Genomic DNA, 411 nt, shown 5'->3' with positions numbered 1-411 from the left:
TTTAACCTTTGGTTAGTAATACCTTTGTTAAAAACTATAAGTATTTCTAACTTCTTATTCGCACTGGCATACGAATAAGAAGTTGAAATACTATAGACGTGAATCGTCTGTTTATAAACTGAAGAAGAAAGTTGTTTTCAAGCGCAACAGGTAGTTATCCACGCACGCGCACCGGCTCTCCCTTCGGGGGTCGGCGTGCCGCCTGATGGATAACTTTTTACTAACAATACATTCATCATTTTTTACTTACCCAAAAATGTTATGAGCCTCTCAGCATAAATGCCCTCAAATCACCCACTCACTTTGGAGAAGAGCCTCTTTTAATTTCAAGGCAAACGGATAAGTCGAGAACCAATCATTTGGGGCCTCATATTTGCCACGTGACCGGTGGTTCGCTGTAGACAGCCGCGA

The sequence above is a fragment of the Deltaproteobacteria bacterium CG11_big_fil_rev_8_21_14_0_20_49_13 genome (assembly GCA_002796305.1).
Lineage (GTDB): Bacteria > UBA10199 > UBA10199.
The sequence above is the reverse complement of the archived record's forward strand: the minus strand, read 5'-3'. Positions refer to the sequence as shown.